This is a genomic window from Rhizobium sp. T1470 (genome assembly GCF_042140505.1).
Lineage (GTDB): Bacteria > Pseudomonadota > Alphaproteobacteria > Rhizobiales > Rhizobiaceae > Rhizobium > Rhizobium favelukesii.
Genome location: NZ_CP148091.1, coordinates 146,920 through 167,647, shown reverse-complemented (window position 1 = coordinate 167,647; position 20,728 = coordinate 146,920). Strand labels below are relative to the sequence as shown.

Annotated in this window: 19 protein-coding genes; 2 read left to right on the top strand and 17 right to left on the bottom strand. The window is 59.3% G+C overall.

What is annotated here, in order from left to right; genetic code table 11:
* Positions 1 to 266: 266 nt before the first annotated feature.
* The 12 genes from WGT02_RS00855 to WGT02_RS00800 form a co-directional block, all read right to left on the bottom strand.
* The gene (locus WGT02_RS00855; protein ID WP_024313240.1) at positions 267 to 431 is read right to left on the bottom strand and encodes a DUF1328 domain-containing protein; all 165 of its coding nucleotides are present in this window, start codon (positions 429 to 431) and stop codon (positions 267 to 269) included.
* A gap of 301 nt (positions 432 to 732) precedes the next feature.
* Positions 733 to 897 (bottom strand): hypothetical protein, encoded by a 165-nt coding sequence (locus tag WGT02_RS00850; RefSeq protein ID WP_167546217.1) that lies wholly within the window; start codon positions 895 to 897, stop codon positions 733 to 735.
* 122 nt (positions 898 to 1,019) lie between these two features.
* Positions 1,020 to 1,214 carry a hypothetical protein gene (locus WGT02_RS00845; RefSeq protein WP_024313241.1) on the bottom strand — a complete coding sequence of 65 codons (195 nt, stop codon included), beginning with the start codon at positions 1,212 to 1,214 and terminating at the stop codon, positions 1,020 to 1,022.
* Between the two features lie 160 nt (positions 1,215 to 1,374).
* Complete coding sequence (locus WGT02_RS00840) at positions 1,375 to 2,124, bottom strand: ABC transporter ATP-binding protein (protein WP_024313242.1); 750 nt, start codon at positions 2,122 to 2,124, stop codon at positions 1,375 to 1,377.
* Positions 2,121 to 2,954 carry an ABC transporter ATP-binding protein gene (locus tag WGT02_RS00835; protein WP_024313243.1) on the bottom strand — a complete coding sequence of 278 codons (834 nt, stop codon included), beginning with the start codon at positions 2,952 to 2,954 and terminating at the stop codon, positions 2,121 to 2,123. Before WGT02_RS00835 ends, WGT02_RS00840 begins: the two co-directional genes overlap by 4 nt.
* A complete protein-coding gene (locus WGT02_RS00830) occupies positions 2,951 to 3,886 on the bottom strand; it encodes an ABC transporter permease (protein ID WP_208249422.1) in 936 nt (311 codons plus the stop codon). The genes WGT02_RS00835 and WGT02_RS00830 overlap by 4 nt, the downstream gene beginning before the upstream one ends.
* Positions 3,883 to 4,950, bottom strand: coding sequence for an ABC transporter permease (locus tag WGT02_RS00825; protein WP_024313245.1), 1,068 nt, complete (start codon positions 4,948 to 4,950; stop codon positions 3,883 to 3,885). Before WGT02_RS00825 ends, WGT02_RS00830 begins: the two co-directional genes overlap by 4 nt.
* A gap of 18 nt (positions 4,951 to 4,968) precedes the next feature.
* Positions 4,969 to 6,612, bottom strand: a complete 1,644-nt coding sequence (locus WGT02_RS00820; RefSeq protein ID WP_208249423.1) for an ABC transporter substrate-binding protein — start codon at positions 6,610 to 6,612, stop codon at positions 4,969 to 4,971.
* 48 nt (positions 6,613 to 6,660) lie between these two features.
* Positions 6,661 to 7,719, bottom strand: coding sequence for a dipeptidase (locus WGT02_RS00815; protein ID WP_024313247.1), 1,059 nt, complete (start codon positions 7,717 to 7,719; stop codon positions 6,661 to 6,663).
* A gap of 158 nt (positions 7,720 to 7,877) precedes the next feature.
* Positions 7,878 to 8,903, bottom strand: a complete 1,026-nt coding sequence (locus tag WGT02_RS00810; protein WP_024313248.1) for an ABC transporter permease — start codon at positions 8,901 to 8,903, stop codon at positions 7,878 to 7,880.
* Positions 8,904 to 8,934: 31 nt separating this feature from the next.
* Entirely contained in the window at positions 8,935 to 10,476 is a 1,542-nt protein-coding gene (locus WGT02_RS00805; protein ID WP_024313249.1) for a sugar ABC transporter ATP-binding protein, read from the bottom strand.
* A gap of 70 nt (positions 10,477 to 10,546) precedes the next feature.
* Positions 10,547 to 11,476, bottom strand: coding sequence for a sugar ABC transporter substrate-binding protein (locus tag WGT02_RS00800; protein ID WP_024313250.1), 930 nt, complete (start codon positions 11,474 to 11,476; stop codon positions 10,547 to 10,549).
* Between the two features lie 322 nt (positions 11,477 to 11,798).
* Here WGT02_RS00800 and WGT02_RS00795 point away from each other — a divergent pair, with 322 nt between their 5' ends.
* Positions 11,799 to 12,308 carry a DUF1993 family protein gene (locus WGT02_RS00795; protein WP_208249424.1) on the top strand — a complete coding sequence of 170 codons (510 nt, stop codon included), beginning with the start codon at positions 11,799 to 11,801 and terminating at the stop codon, positions 12,306 to 12,308.
* A 155-nt stretch (positions 12,309 to 12,463) separates the two neighbouring features.
* Here the strand turns inward: WGT02_RS00795 and galE are convergent, their stop codons facing one another.
* A complete protein-coding gene (galE, locus tag WGT02_RS00790) occupies positions 12,464 to 13,447 on the bottom strand; it encodes a UDP-glucose 4-epimerase GalE (RefSeq protein WP_024313252.1) in 984 nt (327 codons plus the stop codon).
* Between the two features lie 332 nt (positions 13,448 to 13,779).
* Between galE and WGT02_RS00785 the strand changes: the two genes are divergently transcribed.
* Positions 13,780 to 14,562, top strand: a complete 783-nt coding sequence (locus WGT02_RS00785) for a class I SAM-dependent methyltransferase (RefSeq protein WP_024313253.1) — start codon at positions 13,780 to 13,782, stop codon at positions 14,560 to 14,562.
* Positions 14,563 to 14,568: 6 nt separating this feature from the next.
* Here WGT02_RS00785 and WGT02_RS00780 read toward each other — a convergent pair whose 3' ends face one another.
* The 4 genes from WGT02_RS00780 to kdpB form a co-directional block, all read right to left on the bottom strand.
* Positions 14,569 to 15,273, bottom strand: coding sequence for a response regulator transcription factor (locus WGT02_RS00780; RefSeq protein ID WP_024313254.1), 705 nt, complete (start codon positions 15,271 to 15,273; stop codon positions 14,569 to 14,571).
* Complete coding sequence (locus WGT02_RS00775; RefSeq protein WP_208249425.1) at positions 15,270 to 17,978, bottom strand: sensor histidine kinase KdpD; 2,709 nt, start codon at positions 17,976 to 17,978, stop codon at positions 15,270 to 15,272. The genes WGT02_RS00780 and WGT02_RS00775 overlap by 4 nt, the downstream gene beginning before the upstream one ends.
* A 62-nt stretch (positions 17,979 to 18,040) precedes the next feature.
* Complete coding sequence (kdpC, locus tag WGT02_RS00770) at positions 18,041 to 18,610, bottom strand: potassium-transporting ATPase subunit KdpC (RefSeq protein WP_024313256.1); 570 nt, start codon at positions 18,608 to 18,610, stop codon at positions 18,041 to 18,043.
* A gap of 12 nt (positions 18,611 to 18,622) precedes the next feature.
* Entirely contained in the window at positions 18,623 to 20,710 is a 2,088-nt protein-coding gene (gene kdpB / locus WGT02_RS00765) for a potassium-transporting ATPase subunit KdpB (protein ID WP_024313257.1), read from the bottom strand.
* Between the last annotated feature and the right edge of the window lie 18 nt (positions 20,711 to 20,728).

Sequence of the window (20,728 nt, the reverse complement as noted above, 5' to 3'; positions counted from 1 at the left end):
CTGATCCCGGACAGCAAGATCGAAGCGGTAATCAACCGACGATGCGAAACGGTTTAAACGCGACCTATGTGGGCGATGTGCGAACACGGCTCCGTTGCGCCCTCCACCCTTTCGGAGCCATTCCGGGAAAGTTGGACACCATTGCGATAATTCAAGTCAAGATGTTTCAAAGGATGCAATCGGGCACCGTGCGGATATTTCCTGCGGTCGAAAGGAAACCGGCGCTTGGGCAAGCGCCGGTTTCCCATTTTACACCAATGTTTTTGTCAAGCGCGCCGCATGAGGCGCACAACCAGCGAGACGACGAACAGGATCAGGAACAGGAAGAAAAGAACCTGAGCGATTGACGCCGAAGCACCTGCAATGCCGCCAAAGCCCAAAACGCCGGCGATCAGCGCCACAACGAGAAATACAAGTGCATAGTAAAGCATGGCGATCTCCTTTGTCTTTGCTGACAAAATAACGGGAGGTCGCCCTATTGGTTCCGTTGGAGCTCCAAGGCCGGCTTCAGCCAACAGAAAAGATGCGTCGACGCGCCTTTGCAATACCGGCAACCGAACGCAGTCTTAAACTGCATGGAAGAGACAGAGTAGAATAATCACCGGGATCGGATACCGATCAACCAAAGCAAAATGCCTTTCATCGTCATTTTCCCTTTCACAATGAATGTGACGAGAGGATGAGCCGGGATGGTTCCGACACGGCATCTTCCGACTGCTACGTGCTCTTGGCTTATCCGACGACGCCAAAGACGAGGGCTGCGACGAAAAGAAATGCCGCCGTGACAAGCGTTGCGTGAACGACAAGCTGAATCTTGCTGCGTGCCGTGACCGGCTTCTTGGTCTGGACGGAACCATATTGATTCACATGAGCGTGCGAGATACCCAAGTCTGCCATGTGCTGCCTCCGTTTCTCCGCGCTTCTTTTTGTTAGAGCGTGTTTTCGTATTTTCTCTATCTGATAAGTAGAGATAAAATTCTGTCCTGCTAGGCGGCGTTAAAAAATCCGTCCGTTTGTGCCTAGACGAGAGTTCGCCACGCCCAGAGCAGGGAACGCTCGTTCCCGGCACCATAGCGCGGCCTCACCGCTGCTTCTGGCGTTTCCAGCAAGCGCCGGTCTTTCTCTGCGGGAATGGATGTCGAGATTGCAGCTTCTCTATCGGTTTTGGCCGGTGGCTGCAGGTATCCCATTGTCATGCCGCCGAGAAAAAACATGCCTGATCTCCATGATCACGAAAATTAACGGGCGTTAACCGGATCATGACAGAAGTAAGGGAGGTGTCAATAGTCTAGTCGAATGGTCGTGTTTTAGTTGATCGTTAAGGCTGAGGTCCAGCGAGCCTCAGCGAAATCAATTCTTCGAAAGGATTGCCCTTCAAGCTTTTACGAAGCCCTTGCTGGCGATCATCAAATTTCGCGTGTAGTCCTCCGTCACGGCTGCCTGCGCCAGCTGCGTCGCGGTCAGTCGCTCGACGACGGTGCCGTCGCGCATCACTACCAGGCGATCACACATATGCGTGACGACGCCGAGGTCATGGCTGACCATAACGAAGGTCAGCTTGCGATCACGACGAATCTGCTCGAGCAGATTCAGAACCTCCGCCTGCACCGAGGCGTCAAGAGCCGAGGTCGGCTCGTCAAGCAGGAGAATCGTCGGCTCGACGATCAATGCGCGGGCAATCGCAACTCGTTGGCGTTGACCGCCAGAAAGCTGATGCGGGTACCGGAAGCGGAAGCCGTTTCCAAGCCCGACTTCATCGAGGGCGCGGGCAATCCGCATGTCATTGTCACCGATGCCATGTATCGCCAGCGGCTCGAGCAGGAGGCGATCGATGGTCTGGCGGGGGTGCAGGGACCCATAGGGATCCTGGAAGACCATCTGCACCTGTCTGTAGAAGGCCTTGGATCGCTTGGCGCCGACGAGGGGATCGCCATGGATTCTGATGCTGCCGCTCGCCACCGGCGCCAAGCCAGCAACAGCACGGAGCAAGGTCGACTTTCCGGATCCGGACTCGCCCACTAGGCCGAATGACCCGCCGGTCTCGATATCGACGCTGACGTCCTTTAGCGCGTGGAAGTGATCATAGATTACACTCAGCTTATCGACTGACAGTGCGATGGTCATGCGGCCCACTCCGGCTTGCGATCGAGGACCGGCAGGGGATGCCTGCTTTCGCCAATTTGGGGCATGCAGTTCAACAGGCCCTGCGTGTATGGGTGGCGCGCGTTCTTAAGTTCCGATGCCTTGAGTTCTTCGACAACCTTGCCGGCATACATAACGATGACGCGGTCACAAAAGGACGAAACCAGGCGGAGGTCGTGGGACACGAAGATCAGCCCCATTCCGCGTTCCGACACGAGTCGGTCCATGATCCGGAGAACGTCGAGCTGGACCGTGACATCCAGCGCGGAGGTCGGTTCGTCGGCGATCAAGAGCTCCGGATCGGCGATCAGCATCATGGCGATCATTGCGCGCTGACCCATGCCGCCCGAGACCTCATGCGGATAGAGGTCGAATACCCGCTTCGGGTCGCGGATTTGAACCGCCTCCAACATCGCCAGCGCGCGATCGCGCGCCTCCGCGTTGCCGACCCTTTCATGGGTTCGCAACGTTTCGCAAATCTGCCGGCCGATCGACATCACGGGATCGAGCGAATATTTGGGATCCTGGAGAACCATCGCGATGCGTTTGCCGCGCAACTGTCGGCGCTGCTTGGCGGATGCGGCGAGAAGATCGATGCCGTTGAAGTCGAGCTTGTCGGCCGAGACGATGCCGTGTTTCGGGGTTAGCCCCATGATGGCGCGCCCCGTCTGGGACTTGCCGGAGCCGGACTCGCCGACAATACCGAGGCGTTCCTTTCCAAGGGCAAAGGAGACGCCGCGGACTGCTTCGATCACGCCCGTGCGCGTGGGATAGCTGACTTTGAGGTTTTGAACCGTGAGGAGCTCGGTCATTGGCCGCTCTCCTTCGGGTCAAGCGCATCGCGCAGGCCGTCGCCGAGCAGGTTGAAGCCGAGGCTGACGATCAGGATAGCGAAACCAGGCATTGCGGCGACCCACCACTGGTCCAGGATGAAACGCCGGCCGGAGGCGATCATCGCGCCCCACTCGGGTAACGGAGGCTGCGCGCCGAGACCGAGGAAGCCGAGACCGGCGGCTGTCAGGATGATCCCAGCCATGTCGAGTGTGACGCGCACGATGAGCGAGGAAAGGCATAGCGGCATGACGTGCCGGACCACAATCCGCAAAGGTGATGCGCCCATCAGCTTGACCGCGGAAATATAGTCGGAGCGTCGCACGGTTAGCGTCTCCGCGCGCGCAATGCGGGCGTAAGGCGGCCAGGAGGTGATAGCAATGGCAATGATGGCGTTCTGGATGCCAGGCCCGAGCGCCGCGACGAAGGCGAGGGCCAGAACCAGCTTCGGGAATGCCAGGAAGATATCGGTAATGCGCATCAGCGTCGCATCGACCCAGCCGCCGGCATAACCCGACACCGTCCCGACGATCAGGCCGATCGGCGCCGAGATGGCTGCGACGAGAACGACGACGAGCAGGGTCAGACGAGAGCCATAGATGAGGCGGGAATAGATATCGCGTCCCTGATCGTCGGTGCCAAGCCAATAGCCCTCTGAGCCCGGCGGCAGCAAACGCGCATTTTTCAGGTCGCCCACAACAGGCGGATGGGTTGCAAGTACATTCGCAAAGGCAGCCACAAACAGGAGCGCAATGATGATCAGCAAACCGACGACGGCGAGGCGGTTTGCGCTGAACTGGCGCCAGGTCACGTAGGCTCGGCCCAATCGCGCCTGCGTGCGCGACTGCGGCCGATCGGAAAGCAGCCACTCGCGGCGGCTCAGTGGCGCTGATTGATTTGCGGGAACCGTCATCGGCTTCGCGTCCTGGGGTCAAGCGTCCGGTAGAGAAGGTCGGACAGAAGATTGATGCCGATGAAAACCGTGCCAATAATGATGGTGCCACCAAGGACGGCGTTCATATCCGCGTTCTGAAGGGAATTGGTGATGTAGAGCCCGATGCCCGGCCAGGAGAACACAGTCTCGGTGAGCACCGAACCCTCAAGCAAGCCGGCATATGAAAGTGCAATGACGGTTACAAGCGGCACCGCGGCGTTGCGCAATGCGTGACCCCAGATCACCCGGGTTTCCGTTAGTCCCTTGGCGCGCGCCGCGACCACATACTCCTGGCTCAGCTCGTTGAGCATGAAACTTCGGGTCATGCGGCTGATGTAGGCCAGCGAGAAATAGCCGAGCAACGAGGCCGGCAGGATGATGTGGCGAAAAACGTCATAGAAGACGTCCCATTGCCCCTGCATGGCGCTGTCGAGGAGATAGAAGCCGGTCACCGGCGTGAAACTGTATTCAAAGACAATATCAATGCGGCCGGGGAAGGCCACCCAACGCAATTGGGCGTAGAAGATGACAAGCGAAATGAGTGCCAGCCAGAATATCGGCACGGAATAGCCAATCAGGCCAATGACGCGGACGACCTGGTCGGCCGTGCTGCCTCGCCGGACTGCAGCGAGGACGCCCAGCGGGACGCCAATTGCGGAGCCGATGATCGTCCCGAGCGTTGCGAGCTCGATCGTCGCGGGAAAGACGCGCCTGATGTCGACCATGACAGGATTGGTGGTCAGCACCGAGGTTCCGAAGTCACCCGAAAGGATGCTCTTCAGATAGATGTAGAACTGCTGGTAGAGCGGCAGGTCGAAACCGAGCTCGTGTCGGACGCGTTCGACGACATGTGTCGGCGCGCGGTCGCCGAGAATCGCAAGGACCGGATCGATCGGTACGACGCGGCCGATGAAGAAAGTCACGGCCAGGAGGCCGAGATAAGTGGTGACGGCGGCGACAAGAAATCGCCCGACCGCCTTGGCAACGGGAACAGCACGGCCCGGTTTGGGCCGTACCTCCGTCTTTGTCTCAATGATGCTCAACGGATCAATCCTGCCGGATTATTCCTTGCCGATCGGGCCGACATAGTTGGTGTCGAAGCTCGGGCCGAGCTTGAAGTCCTTCAAGCTCTTGCGAGCGCCTGCGACTTCGATCTGCTGGAAGATGATCACAAAGGGGCTGTTGGCGAGGAACTTCTTCTGGATGTCCTCGTACATGGCAGCGCGCTTGGCGCCGTCACGCTCCAGCAATGCAGCCTTCGTTTCCTTGTCGAGCTCTGGCGCTTCCCAGGTGTTGCGCCATGCGAGCGTCTTGACCGTACCAGCGTCCGAGTTGTCTGGGTTGGTGGTGAAGGTGTCGGCATTCGAGTTCGGGTCGAAATAGTCCGAACCCCACTGGCCGATGTACATGTCATGCGTGCGTGCACGGAACTTCGTCAGGGTCTGCTTGCCGTCGCCGGGGATGATTTCCATCTTGATACCGGCCTGGGCGAGCGACTGCTGGATGGATTCGGCAATACCCGTTACCGGCTGCGTATTGCGAACGTCCATCGTCACCGAGAAGCCGTCCTTCAGGCCGGCCTTCGCAAGCAGTTCCTTCGCCTTGGCCACGTCGAGCTTATAAGGGTTTTCATCGAGCGCACCGAGCTGGCCCTTGGGCAGGAAGGTCTGGTGGATTTCGCCGATGCCCTTGATCAGCGTCGAACCGATCGCATCATAGTCGACAAGATACTTGAAGGCTTCCTGGACTTCCGGTTTCTTCAGGTTGTCGTTCTTGGAGTTGAGGCTGACGTAGTAGACGGTCCCTTTCGGCGCAGCGACGGTCGTCAGGTCGGCATTCTTGGCGATCGCATCCAGATCGCCGGGCTCCAGGTTGCGCGCGATATCGATATCGCCTGCTTCCAGCGCCAGGCGCTGCGCCGAGCTTTCCTTCATGAAGCGATAGATGACGCGGTTGAGCTTCGCCTTGTCGCCATAGTAATTGTCGTTGCGTTCCATCACGACAACTTCATTGGCGCGCCATTCGCGCAGCTTAAAAGCGCCGGAGCCTGCATAACCGGTCTTCAGCCATTCGTTGCCGAAGTCGTTGTCGTACTTGTAGTCGGCGCTCGGCGTCACGGACTTGATGTGCTCCATGACCAGCTTCTTGTCGACGACCGAGGCAACAGTTGCCGTCAGGCAGTTCAGAACGAAGCTCGGCGCGTAAGGCTTGTCGACTGTGAAGACGAAGGTGTTTTCATCTGTCGCCTTTGCCTTCTCGGTCACGTTGTCGCCATTGATGCCGAACTGGGTAATGATGAACGCCGGGCTCTTGTCGAGCTTGACTGCGCGCTCGAAGGACCACGCAACGTCTTCGGCGGTGATCGGATTGCCGGAGGCGAACTTCAGGCCGGATTTGAGCTTGAAGGTGTAGGTCAGGCCATCATCAGACACCGTCCAGCTGTCGGCGAGATCGCCCTTGACCTTCGACGTGTCGCTCATGTCGAGACGGACGAGCAGGCTGTAGGTGTTGCTCGTAACTTCGGCCGTCGACAGTTCGAACGCCTCACCCGGGTCCATGGTGATGATGTCGTCGATGGCGAAGCCTTCGACCAGCGTGTCCTTCGGCGTTTCCGCGAAGGCAGCCGGTGCGGCGGCCATCATGATCGACAGAGCGGCGCCTGCCGAAAGCAGACGGAAGGTGCGGTTGAATTTGCTGACTATCATGGTTTTTGTTCCCCTGTTTTCCATTTCAATACAAAGCGATAGGCAAGCTTAGGCGTACTCTTCTCCCCACGCCGAAGTCAGAATTCTCAGCCAGTTCCCGCTGGCCAATTTTTCGAGATCTCGTGCACCATAGCCAACGCGCTGGAGGGCGGCAATCAGCTTCTGGTTACCGGCGGCATCCCCTATTTCTTCGGGAATGGTTGCGCCATCGAAGTCCGAGCCGAGAGCCACACAATCGATGCCGATGCGCTCGACGAGATAATCGATATGGCGCACCATGTCGCTGAGCGGTGTGTCGCCATCGGAGCGACCGTCGCTGCGCAGCATCGCGGTCGCATAGTTCACGCCGACGAGGCCGCGGCTTTCTCTAATGGCGTCGAGCTGCTTGTTAGTGAGATTACGAGCAACGGGCGTTAGCGCATGAGCGTTGGAGTGGCTGGCCACGAGCGGCTGATCGGTTGTCTTTGCAACATCCCAGAAGCCTTTCTCGGTGATGTGCGCCAGATCGATCAGGATGCCGAGCCGGTTGCATTCGCGCACAAGCGCCAAGCCTGCCTCGGTCAGGCCGGGCGCGGTGTCCGGCGACATCGGAAATGCGAAGGGCACGCCGTGGCCGAAGACATTGTGCCGGCTCCATACCGGTCCCAGTGACCGCAAGCCGGCGGCATGGAACACTTCGAGCGCTGCGAGATCGGGGCCAATGGCCTCGCAGCCTTCCATGTGCATCACAGCCGCGAAGACGCCGTCGGCCATCGCTTGGCGAATGTCCTTGACGCTGCGGCAGAGGCGCCAGGCGCCTGCGCGGTCGAGGCGAAGCGCGATCGCGGCCATTTCCGTAGCGATCCTCAGCGAGGGAAGCGGTTCGAGGGGCGCGGCAAGCGGGGTGACATAGTGGCCGTTCTTGTCGGGATCGGCAAAAACGAGATCGCCGGAGGGCACGTAGATTGCGCATAGGCCGCCGGCCAGCCCGCCAGCCTTGGCGCGCGGGGCATCGATATGGCCTAGGTCTGTTCCGTTTGAAAATTCAGCGACTGGATCGCCACCATCCCGTTCATGTGTCCAAAGCCGGAGGAGGACGTCGTTATGGCCGTCGAATACGAATTGCATCTGCGTTCCTGTGTGCCCGGGCGGGCGATATGAAGAGCGCAGAATAGAAAAGCTGACGGAATACGCTACCACTTTTTTCAGAAATTTTGCGCTTCCGCATCAATGGTTAGCGGAAACAAAAAACGGGAGCCAAGGCTCCCGTTCCGAAGTGCTTTTCGTCAGTGCTTGGCGCGTTTCTTTTGCCGGTAAACGTCGATCACGACGGCAGCCACAATGATCAGCCCCTTGACGATCTCCTGGTAGTAGGCATCAACCCTGAGAAAGGTGAAGCCCGAGGTCATCACGCCGAGAATGATCGTGCCGATAACTGTTCCGGTGATGCGGCCGACGCCACCCGTCAGGGACGTACCGCCGATAACAGTCGCAGCAATGGCGTCCAGTTCGTACATGACACCCATGCCGGCCTGCGCGGTCTGGGCGCGGGCTGCCGTGACCACGCCAGCAAGACCCGCCAGGAGACCGGCGATTGCGTAAACCTTGATCAGGTGGGCTTCGATGTTGATACCGGAAACCCGCGCAGCCTGCACATTGGCGCCGATGGCATAGGTGAACTTGCCGTAGCGGGTATAGCGCAGCGCAATGTGGAAGATCAGCGCGACGACGAGGAAAACGATCACGGGCCAAATGCCGGTGCCGATGAAATTGAACTGATCGGTGAGCCCCGAAACCGGCTGGCCCTTGGTGTACCACTTCGAAATGCCGCGCGCCGAGACCATCATGCCCAGCGTTGCGATGAACGGCGGGATCTTGGTCTTTGCGATCAGCTGTCCGTTGATAAAGCCGGCTGCGAGGCCGATGAGGAGGCCAACGCCGATCGGGATGAAGAAGGGCAGGTCGGTCAGCGAAGGATAGAGCGCTCGTGGCCAGGTCGATGCCTGCGCGAAGCTTGCCGCAATCATCGCGGTCATGCCGACGACCGAGCCGGATGATAGGTCGATGCCGCCGGTGATGATAACTTGCGTCACACCCACCGCAATGATGCCGATGACGGCGACCTGAAGGACCATGATCGTCAGGCGCTGCGAATTGAACAGGAAGCTCTGGCCCACAAAAATCCAGCCCAGAATTTCATAGATGAGCGCAATGCCGACCAGGACGAGGAAAATGCTGAGTTCAGGCGGAACACGTCGTCTGCGCGCGCGCGTTGCGAGGGGGGCTGCCGCCTCAGCTGCGTTTGTATTCATGATATCCTCCCTTCGGTTGCCGGAGGCCGCGTCACTGCGCGGCAAGCTCCATAACCTTGATCTGCGTTGCTTCGTCGCGATTGAGAAAACCGGTTACACGCCCTTCGTGCATCACCATGATGCGGTCGCTCATGCCCAAGACTTCCGGCATTTCGGACGAGATCATGATCACTGCTACTCCATTTCTCGCCATCTCCGTCACCAGACGATGGATCTCGGCCTTGGCGCCGACATCGATGCCGCGTGTCGGCTCGTCGAGAATGAGGATCTTCGGTTTCGTAAGCAGCCAGCGACCGATCAGAACCTTCTGCTGGTTGCCGCCGGAAAGGTTTTCCACGCGCTCATCGAGGTTGGGGGTCTTGACCCGGAGTTTCTTGGCCATGTCTTCGCAAGTCGCCTCGATCGAGCTTTCCTGCACAAAGCCACCCTTGACGAAGCTGTCCTGGAGAACGGCGATCTGCATGTTCTCGAGAACGCTGAGGATCAGCAGACAGCCTGTGTCTTTGCGGTCCTCGGTCAGGAATGCCATACGATTCCGGATTGCGACGGTCGGCGAGGCGATGTCTGTCGTCTTGCCGAAGAGCTCGATCGTGCCCGACGTCGCCGGCGTCACACCGAACAAGGTCTCGGCGACGTTGGATCGGCCTGATCCCACGAGGCCGGCAACGCCGAGGATCTCGCCCGATCGCACGTCAAAGGAAACGTCATGGAAGACGTTGTTCAGCGAGAGGTTCTTGACCGAGAGGACGACGTCGCCGATCGGCACCTCCTCCTTCGGGAACATCTGGGTGATTTCGCGGCCGACCATCATGCGGATGATGTCATCGCGGGTGACGTCCGTTGACGCATGTGTGCCGATATAACGGCCATCACGGAACACTGAGAATTCGTCGGCAATCTCGAACAGCTCGTTCATCTTGTGCGTGATGTAGACGATGCCGATGCCTTGAGCCCTGAGGTCGCGAATGATCCTGAAGAGATGCTCGACCTCGCGCTCGGTCAGCGCCGATGTCGGTTCATCCATGATCAGCACGTCGGAATTGTAGGAGACCGCCTTGGCGATCTCGACCATCTGCCGGTTGGCGACCGAAAGTTCGCTAACCTGGATCTCGGGGTCGATGTCGATATTCAGCCGTCGAAACAGCTCGTCGGTCTGGCGGAACATTGCCGCGTGATCGACGAAGCCGAACTTGTTCTTCGGCTCACGACGGATCCAGATGTTCTCGGCGACCGTCATGAACGGCATCAGGTTCAGTTCCTGATGGATCATGGCGATGCCGTTTTCCAACGCGTCGAGCGGTGATTTAAGCTGAATCTCTACGCCCTTGAGGCGCACTTCGCCCTTATCGGGAATATAGATGCCGGCGAGGATTTTCATCAGTGTCGACTTGCCGGCGCCATTTTCGCCCATCAGAGCGTGCACTGTGCCGCGCTTCAGCCGGAACTGAACGTCGTCGAGAGCGACGACACCCGGAAACTCCTTCCGGACACCTTCTGCGCTCAGCAGGTATTCCGCATTCGGAACAGCGCCACTCTGACGCACTGCAGCCATTGTAGACGGGCTGACAACCATCTCATCTCCTCCCGGACAGGAACTGAAGAAGGATGCGGAACCATGTCCCGCATCCTGGCTCTCCAAAGCGTTAGTTCTTTGCGACGAAGTCCTTGACGTTCTCAGGCGTGACGAGCTGGAAAGGAATGTAAACCTTCTTCTCCACCTTTTCGCCCTTTGCAAGCGTCAGAGCCGCATCGAGCGAGCCCTTGCCCTGCCCGGCAGCGTCCTGGAAGACCGTCACGTCGAGGTCACCGGCCTGCATCGCGGCAAGCGCGTCTTGGGTGGCGTCAACGCCGCCGATCACGATCTTGCTGAGGTCCTTGCCGGCCGCCTTGAGGGCCTGGATGGCGCCAATTGCCATTTCGTCGTTGTTCGAGATGACGGCGTCGAATTCGATGCCGCTAGAGAGCCAGTTGGTCATCAAATCCGAACCTTCTGTGCGCGACCAGTTTGCCGTCTGCTCCTCAACGAGCTCGATACCCTTGCAGTCGTCGGTTGCCACAACATCATGGACATCCTTGGTGCGCATGCGAGCAGCCTGGTTGGAGAGTTCGCCCATCAGGATGACAGCCTTGCCCTTACCGCCGAGCAGACGGCACACTTCCTTGGTCTCGAGCGTGCCAGATTCCTGCTCGTTCGAAGCGACGAAAGCCTGCTTGTCCGGTAGGCTGTCAACGTTGACCGGCTCACGGTTGACATAAACCAGCGGAACGCCGGCTTCAGCTGCGATCTTCGACATGGCTGCCGTGGCGTCGGTGTCAACCGGGTTGACGATGATCGCGTCGACCTTGGAAGCAATGAAATTCTGGATCTGGCTCTGCTGTTTGGCGACGTCGTTCTGGGCGTCTTCGACCTGCAGTGTCACACCGTTCAGCGTCTTGGCATAGTTCTGCATGCCGTTGCGCAGAACAGTCAGGAAGTTGTCGTCGAACTTCGACATAGAGACGCCGACGGTCTCAGCGTGAGCGGCCGTCGACAGGACGAGCGCCATAGCAGTGCCCATGATAAATTTCTTCATTTTTCTTTCCTCCACAAAGCGGTGTCCGGCTGCACCCTCCTCACGCCGGAGCTTCGGGCAGTGCCCAAAAGCCAGTATCTGTTCGCTGTGTGCCATCTCCCGTTGGCCGTCCGTCAAGAAACGGAACAAACGAACCGTAAAATTTCTGTTGCGGAATATTCATTCCATTTTCTGCCAGGGGCGTCAAGTCCAATTCAAGGACGAGGTCGCCGACGCCCTACGAAAATCTCGCCGGACAACCCCATGGCGGTGAAAAGCGCGATGTTGCGAACTATATAAACGCGCCAACGGCAGCAGTTCGCTGCCTTCCATGGAGAAACCGATGCCCATCTCGATGTACCGATTGACAGTTCCCGTCTTCCAGCACGGTCTTGAAACCTTGAAGATCTATCTCGATAAAGCCGACGACTTCGCGAAAGAAAAAGGCATCGACGGAGCCGATCTTGTTGCCGCGCGGTTGTCTTCGGACATGCTGCCATTCTCGGGTCAGTATCAACGCGCGACCGATAGCGCCAAATTGGCGATCGCGCGGCTGACCGGTAGCGAAGCGCCGAAATTCGAGGACAACGAAGTGACGATCACCGAGTTGCGCGAGCGTGTCGCCAAGACGGAAGCCTATCTCGCTACCGTCGAGCCTGCTGCGCTCGAGGGAACGGAAACGCGGGAAATCGCTCTTTCGCCAGGGGGCAACAAGATCACGTTCCGCGGCGACGAGTATGTCATGACCTTCGCACTGCCGAACTTCTTCTTCCACCTTGCGACGGCACACGCGATCCTGCGCAACCAGGGCGTTCCGGTCGGCAAGATGGACTATCTCGGACGCCTCGCCTGATGGAACTTACCGCCGGGGCTGACCCCGTTTCGTGAGATGCGTGGCGGCGCGCTCGGCGTCCCGACGCAGGCATGTCCGGTCGCCGACAGACAATCACCGCGCCGCTGGTCCGCGGTGATGAGCAGGATGTTCGGTCGACCGGTCATGGATGCATGTCAGTGCTGGTTTGATTTTGCGTGCCAGTTCCACGCCGAGCGGATGATCTGAGACAGGTCATATTGCGGCGTCCAGCCGAGAATCTCCCGCGCCTTGTCATTGTTGGCAACTAGCGTGTGCGAGTCGCCTTCGCGACGACCGGCATATTCCACAGGAAACGGCCGCTCCGACACACGCTCGATAGTGTTGAGCAGTTCCTTCACCGTGGTTCCCGTGCCGGTGCCGAGATTGAGAGCAATCGACTCCCCGCCCCGCAGCAGATGCTCCACGGCGCGGACGTGGGCGTCGGCGAGGTCGAGCACATGGATGTAGTCGCGGACACAGGTGCCATCACGCGTCTCATAGTCGGTGCCGAACACCTTGAAGCCTTCACGGCGACCGAGGGCGGCATCGATCGCCAAGGGTATGGCGTGGGTTTCCGGCTGATGCCACTCGCCGACACGACCTTCGAAATCGGCCCCGGCTGCATTGAAGTAGCGGAGCACGACAGATCGAAACCCCGTGTACCTGTCATAGTCGGCAAGCGCCTGCTCGATGATGTATTTCGTTTGGCCATATGGGTTGATCGGCACCTGACGATGCGTTTCATCGAGCGGCACGCTCTGCGGCAAGCCATAGGTTGCGCAAGTAGACGAAAAGACGAATGCCTTGACGCCAGCCGCCTGAGCGGCGGCCAATAGCGTCAGCGTGCCAATGACGTTGTTTTCGTAGAAAGCAACCGGGTCTTTTACCGATTCACCGACCTCGATGAGCGCGGCAAAGTGTAGGATGGCGGCCGGTTTGTGCTTGGCCAAAACCTCGTCAAGACGAGCCCGATCCCGAATGTCGCCTTCTTCCGCAGGTCCCCACTTCACGAACTCGCGATGTCCGTTGGAGAAATTGTCAAAAACGATAGGCTTGAAGCCCTTGTTCGCAAGATCGAGACACGTGTGCGAGCCGATATACCCAGCACCGCCCACGACCAGAACCGTTTCACCTGCCATGCACCACCTTCAATTCCCGTTTCGGATGAGGGTAGACTTAGGGCAGGTCGATGGCGAGAAAAAGAAAGAAACGTACGGGGAGGGGCGTTGCCTTCATTTTGTCGGCGACGGCATTAGCAAATTGCTCGACCGAAGTTTTTCTGATGAATTTACTGTTCGTGAAACGCCCGCAGCGGCCAGGTCTTAAAGTAACGTAGACGCGGTCTTCGGATTGTTCTCGCGACAAAATATATTTCCAAGTACTTCTATTGTATTATTTTAGACGCATTCGTATTTTCTGCGAGAGGAGTTTAATCTGGTAATATCTGCGATAAATCGGGAAGCGTATCTCTATGACTTCGTCGATCAGAAAGTTCATATTCCATGATCTTCAGGCGATCGAGGGATACATTGATCCGCCTGACGCGCTGGTATTTCTCGCCATTTTGCGGTCCCAGCAGGCGGCATCCTTGCAAGGCGGCTTAGCCGAGATAGGCGTTTACTACGGCCGATCCTACTTCCTGTTGCGAAAAATCTGCGGAGACGCGGAGAAGATCGTGGCTATCGATCCCTTCGATATCGTGAAGCCAGATCACGGTGTCGCGCAATATGACCGTTTCGTGGCGGGCGGTCGCCAACTCGGCCTTTCCGTAGATGGAGCGCGCGTCATCAAGAGCGACAGCACGCTGCTCAGGCCCGAGGACATTATCGAAAGAGCCGGCATGGTCCGCTTCTTCAGCATCGACGGCGGCCATATGCTGCATCACGTCGAGGCCGATAGCCGTCTTGCCGCCGCGTCGCTTGCCGAGCATGGCATCATCGTTTTCGACGACACCTTCAATCCGGCTTGGCCGGAGGTCACCGCCGGGGTAACCGACTTCCTGCGCGAAGGGGCCGGTCGCTTTTCGGTTTTCTGCCTGACGAAATATAAGACCTATCTTTGCCGCCAGGCGTTTCACGAGTTCTACTCGCGCACGATCAAGACTTCGACCGAGCTCAAGGCATTCGATCACCTTGAGACCAAATTCCTCGGCTCGACGGCGATCCGGTTGCACAATCCGATGCGGCGCCGCATCGCTTACGAAGTGATGGTCGGGCTCGGCATGCGTGCGTTGTCTGAGCGTGCCTACCGATGAACCAAGTTAGACCGGCGGCGGGTCTGCTTCTTTCAGCCTGTATCCGACACCGGTTTCCGTCGTGATGTATTGCGGCTGGTCCGGGCTCAGTTCGATCTTCTGGCGCAGCTGGCGAACGTAGACGCGCAAATACTGCACGTCGGCAGCCGGTCCCCAGATCTGCTTCAGCAGGAATTGATGGGTCAGGACCTTTCCTGCGTGCTGGGCGAGGACCCTCAGAATGTCGTATTCCTTGGGCGAGAGCTTGATTTCCCTGCCATCGATTTTGACGATGCGCTTGACGAGGTCGATGGACAGGCCTCCGGCCTGAAAGATCGCCCGCTCACCCTGTTGTTGTAACCGATGACGCAAGGCAACACGGAGCCGGGCGCCGAGTTCGTTCATGCCAAACGGCTTTGTCAGGTAGTCGTCGGCCCCAGCCTCGAGGGCGTTGACGATACCCGTTTCGTCTGTGCGGCTGGAGAGGATCACGATCGGCAAGGTAAGGCCCGCGTCTCTCCACTCCCTCAACAGTTCGTGACCTGATTTGTCCGGCAGGCCAAGGTCGAGCACGATCAGATCAGGTGGCTCGTCCTTGGCCGATTGTAGGGCCGCAGCGCCGTTCGGCGCCTCGTGCACCTCATAGCCTTGCGCGGTGAGGCCAACGCGAAGCAGCTTGCGGATCGGAGGCTCGTCGTCGACGACGAGAATTTTTACGGCTGAACCGGTCATTGGAGCTCATCCAGTTTCTGAATCTCATTTGGTTTTGGAAGACGGATGGTGAAGACGGCACCGGAACGATCGGAGCGATTTGCGGCTGTGATCGTGCCGCCCATCGCCTCGACAAAACCTCGACAGATTGACAAGCCGAGGCCCGTTCCCGCTCGAACCTGATCACCCTTGCGCACGCGATAGAATGTATCGAAGACGCGATCCACGTCAGCGGGCGGAATACCGGGTCCCTTGTCCGAAACCTGAATCATGACATTGTATCCGTCCGCCCACCCATCGATACGGATCGATGATCCTTGCGGCGCATATTTGGCAGCATTGTCGAGCAGATTGAAAAGCACCTGCTCGAACAATACCGGGTCAACGCGAACCATCGGCAGGTCCGCGGGAATTGTCACGACGGTCTTGTGGTGTGCGAGAATTTTCTCGGCGCGGCGCAACGCGCTGCCGGCAATGTCGCCCGGGTAGTGCAGCGCATAGTTCGGCTCCATCGCCCCAGACTCGATCTTCGTCATATCGAGCAGGTTGGCGATAAAGCGATTGAGCCGCTCCGATTCGTCGATGACGGTCGAGAGAAGATCGACGCGATCTTCCTGAGACATGGAATCGAGATAGTCGCGGAGTGTGCCCGCAGCGCCAAGGATAGCCGCGAGCGGCGTCTTCAGGTCATGCGAGATCGAGGTCAGCAGGGCAGAGCGCAAACGGTCGGCTTCGGCAGCAAGTCTTGCGCGATCAACATCTGCCACGAGTTGAATGCGCTCGATCGCCAGCGCCGCCTGGTCCGCCAATGCGTCGAGAAGACGTTGCTGCTCGGGCGTCAGGAGCCGGCCGTCGCGTCTATCATTGTCCAGGCCGATCACGCCCACGGCTGCGCGTCCGGTTCGCAGCGGCACATAGAGGCGCTTGGCGCCGGGCAGGGTGTCGGCGCCGCGACCGGCAGCGTGATTATGCTCCCAGGCCCACCGGGCGGCCGCAATGTCTGCCTCGTCCAGCGTGTCATCCGGCGGATAGCCGGCTTTAACGGCGATGGTGCCTTCTTCAGGAAGCAGAAGGACGACCCGCACCTTGAGCATCGAGGCCAATTGGAATGCTGTGGCCCACAAAACGTCATCGAGCGTGCCGGTGCCGGCCAGTTTCTTGGAAAACAGGTAGAGGTCCTCCGTCGTTCTGGCGCGCTGCCGGGCCGCCGCGGCCTGGCGTTGGACCGTTGCGGTCAGGTTGCTCGCGATGACGGCGACGCCCAGGAAGAAGAACAGCGCAAGCACGCTCTCCGGATCGCTGATCGTCAGCGTGTAGCGGGGCGGCAGGAAGAAGAAATTGAAGGATAGCGCGCTGAGGATGCAGGTGTAGAGCGCTGGACGAAGGCCGTGAATGACGGCTGAGGTCAGCACGGCCATCAGGAACACGAGGGCAAGGTTGCGGACATCAAGAACTTGATCGAGCACGACCCCGACAATGAGCGCGATTGCGACATAGGTGGTGGCGGAGAGATAGGCTTGGATATTGAATGCTGGCGAAGAAGGAGCGGCGTTGACGCCGCGCGTGGATGTCCCTTCCTTCTCACTGCCCGAAATCACGTGAACGCTGATATTGCCAGACTTTCTGATCAGATCGTCGGCTATGGAACGGTGCAACCAGTCACGCCATGACGGCTTGCTGGGTGCGCCGATGACGATATGCGTGACATTGTTGGCCGCGGCGTGCCGGACCAGCTCCTCGGAGACCTCGCGGCCGGGAATGGTGATTGCCTCGCCGCCCAGCTGTTCAGCCAGCCGAAGCGTGGCTGCAATCGTGTCGCGGTCGGCCTCAGTCAGATTGATCGACCGGTTGGTTTCGACATAGACGGCTGCCCATGGCGCCCGCAGTCGCGCAGCCATTCGAGACGCGTAGCGCACCAGCGAGGTGGAGCGTGGATGCTGATCGACAGACACAAGAACCCGTTCACCTGCAGCCCAGGGACCGGGGATGGCATGCGCTTGCATGTGGGTCAGAAGCTGGTCGTCGACACGCTGCGCGGTTTTGCGCAATGCGAGTTCGCGCAGCGCGGTCAGGTTGCCGGGAGTGAAATAGTTGGTCAGAGCCCGCTCGGCAGTCTTCGGAACATAGACCTTGCCGTCATGCAGTCGCTTGATCAGATCATCTGGCGTCAGATCGATGATCTCGACGTCGTCGGCCATGTCTATGATCGAATCCGGAACGGTCTCGCGGACGCGGATGCGGGTGATCTGTGAGACGACGTCGTTCAGGCTCTCGACATGCTGGATGTTCAGCGTCGAATAGACGTCGATGCCGCCGTCGAGCAATTCCTTCACGTCGAGGTAGCGCTTCGGATGACGGCTACCCTCGGCGTTCGTATGTGCGAGTTCGTCAACGAGAACGAGGCTCGGATGGCGTGCGAGGATGGCGTCGATATCCATCTCCTCGAGCGGGCGGCCCTTGTAGTCGATCTTGACGCGGGGAATGACTTCGAAGCCGTCGACCAGCGCCTGGGTTTCCTTGCGCCCATGGGTCTCGACGATGCCGATCACCACGTCGACGCCATCGGAGATCTTAGCGCGGCCCGATTCCAGCATCTCATAGGTCTTGCCCACCCCGGGCGCTGCGCCGAGGAAGATTTTCAGACGGCCGCGGGTCTCCTGACGCGCCTTCTCAAGCAGCGCATCCGGCGAGGGCCTGCCGACCTTGTCGCGGTTGTCTTCCGGCATGCGTGTCATCTTTCCCTGACGAGCAAACCCCGGGCGCACGCAGGCGCCCGGGGCTTTCAACCTTACTGAGACATAGAAGCATCAAGGGACTGGTTCAATGCCAGAACATTGACGGTGGCTTCACCGAGAATGCCGAGTTCGGGGTGATCGATGGCGGCATCGACAATCGCCTTCAGCTTGGCTTCATCCGTGCCGCGGGCCTTGGCCACGTGCGGTATCTGGAAGTAGGCAGCCTCAGGTGAAATATGCGGGTCGAGGCCACTGCCCGAGGCGGTTACGAGGTCGATCGGTACCTCCGCATTCGGATTGGTCGCCTTTGCTGTCTCATAGTCAGCCTTTACGCGATCAAGCAGCTTCTGGCTGGTCGGGCCAAGGTTCGAGCCCGACGATGAGGCGGCGTTGTATCCATCGCCCGCGGCAGAAGGACGACCGTGGAAGTATTTATCGCTCGTGAACGCCTGGCCGATCAGCGTCGAACCGATCACCTTGCCGTCCTTTTCTATCAAGCTGCCGTTTGCTTGCGCCGGGAAGAGCGCTTGCGCGGCGCCGGTCATGGCGAGCGGGTAGAGTAGGCCGGTAATAGCCGTGGTGGCAACGATCATAACGATTGCCGGACGAAGTTCTTTCAACATGATGTCAACTCCTTAAGCGAGACCGATGGCCGTGATGACCATGTCGATCGCCTTGATGCCGATGAACGGGACGATGATGCCGCCGAGGCCGTAGACGAGTAGGTTGCGGGAAAGCAGCGCGCCGGCGCCGATCGCGCGGTACTTCACGCCTTTGAGCGACAGGGGGATCAGCGCGACGATGATCAGCGCGTTGAAGATGATGGCCGACAGGATGGCGCTCTGCGGTGTCGCGAGCCCCATGATGTTCAGCACGCCGAGCTGCGGATAGAACGCCAGGAACATTGCCGGGATAATGGCAAAATACTTGGCGATGTCGTTGGCGATCGAGAAGGTCGTCAGCGCGCCACGCGTCATCAGCAGCTGCTTACCGATCTCGACGATTTCGATGAGCTTCGTCGGGTCGCTGTCAAGGTCGACCATGTTGCCGGCTTCGCGGGCGGCGACCGTACCGGTGTTCATGGCGACGCCGACATCGGCCTGGGCGAGTGCGGGGGCGTCGTTCGTGCCGTCGCCGCACATGGCAACGAGCTTGCCCTTGGCCTGTTCCTCACGGATCAGGGACAGCTTGTTCTCAGGTGTCGCCTGCGCGAGGAAGTCGTCCACGCCGGCTTCGGCGGCGATTGCAGCCGCCGTCATCGGGTTGTCACCAGTGATCATGACCGTGCGGATGCCCATCCGGCGCAGTTCGACGAAGCGCTCACGAATACCGCCCTTGACGATATCTTTCAGCTGGATGATGCCGAGAAGGCGTCCGTCGCGGGCGACAGCCAGCGGCGTGCCTCCTGCCTTGGCGATTTCATCAGCGATGGCCTGCAGTTCCCGCACGACCTCTGTGTTGCTGCGGATGGCGACAGCCGCATTGCCGGAAACCGGTGCAAGCGCGGCGCCGACGTAGGCAAGGACGGCATCGACGGCGCCCTTGCGGATCGACGAGCCTTCGACATCCACGCCGCTCATTCGCGTCTGTGCAGTGAAGGGTACGAAGGTGGCCTTCAGGCTCGCCATGTCGCGGCCGCGGATGCCGTATATCTCTTTGGCAAGCACGACGATCGACCGGCCTTCCGGCGTTTCGTCAGCGAGCGACGCAAGCTGCGCCGCGTCGGCGAGGTCCTGTTCGGAAACGCCGCGTACCGGGCGGAACATCGTCGCCTGACGGTTGCCGAGGGTGATCGTTCCCGTCTTGTCAAGGAGCAATGTATCGACGTCACCGGCTGCCTCAACGGCGCGACCCGACATGGCAAGCACGTTGAAGCGCACGAGACGGTCCATGCCGGCAATGCCGATCGCCGAAAGAAGCGCCCCGATCGTGGTCGGGATCAGTGTCACGAAGAGAGCAACGAGGATGATGATTGGAATAGACCCGCCGGCATAGCTTGCAAAGCTCGGGATCGTGGCGGTTGCCAGAACGAAGATCAGCGTCATGCCTGCGAGCAGGATGTTGAGCGCGATTTCGTTTGGAGTCTTCTGGCGCTCCGCGCCTTCGACAAGAGAGATCATGCGGTCGAGGAAGGTGGACCCGGCAGCGGCGGTGATGCGGACGCGAATCCAATCGGAGAGAACCTGTGTGCCGCCGGTAACCGCTGAACGGTCACCGCCGGACTCGCGGATGACAGGGGCGGACTCGCCGGTGATTGCGGCCTCGTTGACCGAGGCCACGCCTTCGACCACCTCGCCGTCAGAGGGAATGATGTCGCCAGCCTCGACGAGGACGAGATCGCCGACCTTCAGGCTCGTGCCCGGGACGAGGCGGTAGCCTGTGCCGTTATTGGCCGTCAGCAGTTTTGCCTGGGTCTCGGTGCGGGCTTTGCGCAGCGAGTCCGCCTGCGCCTTGCCTCGCCCCTCGGCGACTGCTTCGGCGAAGTTGGCGAAGAGCACGGTGAACCAGAGCCAGAGGTTGATCTGGAAGGAGAAGCCGAGATTTTCACCGCCGGTGACGAGATCGCGGATGAAAAGGAGGGTGGTCAACGCCGAAACCGTGGCCACGACAAACATGACCGGGTTCTTGGCAAGGGTGCGCGGGTTCAGCTTCTTGAAGGCAGCGCCCACGGCCGGAATGAGAATGCGAGTATCCATGACGCTCGCTGATTTTGCCTGGCTCATAAGAGACTCCAGCTTGAA